Source organism: Alcanivorax sp. HI0044 (genome assembly GCF_001634945.1).
This window is the reverse complement of sequence record NZ_LWEZ01000064.1, coordinates 1-1047: the sequence shown is the minus strand read 5'-3', so window position 1 is coordinate 1047 and position 1047 is coordinate 1. Positions and strand designations below refer to the sequence as shown.

The window sequence follows — 1047 nt, the reverse complement described above, 5'->3', positions numbered from 1 at the left end:
GCCCCCTGGGGTCTTGCGTCGTGAATTTGGGAACCACTAAGGGGAAGGGTAAGAGGTTCCTCAGAAGAAAATGGCTGGGGTACCAGGACTCGAACCTGGGAATAACGGGATCAAAACCCGCTGCCTTACCAACTTGGCTATACCCCAACACTCGGTCTCAGGCCCGCTTAGGCGGGTTTGCCTGAATTCTTTGTCTCTCGAAACTTCGCCAGTGTCTCTCCCAGAATCTGGTGGAGAGGAGAAGTATTACAGCTTCGAGCGACGAAACCTGTCCAGTGTTGTGGCAACTGTTGCAGCAATTGCTGCCCCTGTTGCAGTCCGGTCAGGCGGGAAAAACAGCAAGCGCCTGTGCCGGTNATACGGGCGTTACCCGTATGTTGCTTGAGCCAGTCCAGCGTTTTTCCGATTTCCGGAAAATGCCGGGTTGCCACCGCTTCACAGTCGTTGTGAAAGTCGCGGGTCAGCACCGCCTCAAGCGAGGCCGGTAATTTACTGATGGGTGTATCCCTTGTCAATTGCCGGTCGCCGAAAATTCGAGCAGTTGATACATGAATTCCGGGGTGAACGACCAAAAAAGCGTCATTTGGTAGTGTGACGGGGGAAATTTGTTCGCCGACGCCTTCTGCCCAGGCATTGTGCCCCAGCACAAAGACGGGCACATCGGCGCCCAGCGCCAGGCCGATATCGGCCAGCTCCGGCAGTGTCAGGCCCAGCTCCCAGAGTTTGTTCAGACCCAGCAGGGCGGTGGCGGCGTCGGAGGAGCCGCCACCCACGCCGCCGCCCAGTGGCAGGCGTTTGGTCAGGGTGATCGCCGCCCCCTTGTTGCTGCCGGTGTGCGCCTGCAGTGCTCTGGCGGCCTGCAGAATCAGGTTGCTGTCATCCGTGGGGAGGGTGTCCTGGTTGTTTTCCGTGTGGCATTGCAGTGACAGGGCGTCTGCCGGGGAGAATGCCAGGGTGTCGCCATGGTCGAGCAGTGCGAACACGGTCTGCAGTTGATGGTAGCCATCATCGCGGCGGCCAGTGATGTGCAGGAACAGGTTGAGCTTG

The 1047-nt window shown here is 58.8% G+C and carries 1 protein-coding gene and 1 tRNA gene; both read right to left on the bottom strand.

All coding sequences use genetic code 11. The features are described from left to right. Positions 1-71: 71 nt before the first annotated feature. Positions 72-147: transfer RNA gene (locus A3730_RS00865), tRNA-Gln, on the bottom strand. 20 nt (positions 148-167) lie between these two features. Beyond that, the coding region (gene ispE, locus A3730_RS00860) for a 4-(cytidine 5'-diphospho)-2-C-methyl-D-erythritol kinase (RefSeq protein ID WP_063537265.1) at positions 168-1047 on the bottom strand (880 nt) is incomplete at its 5' end.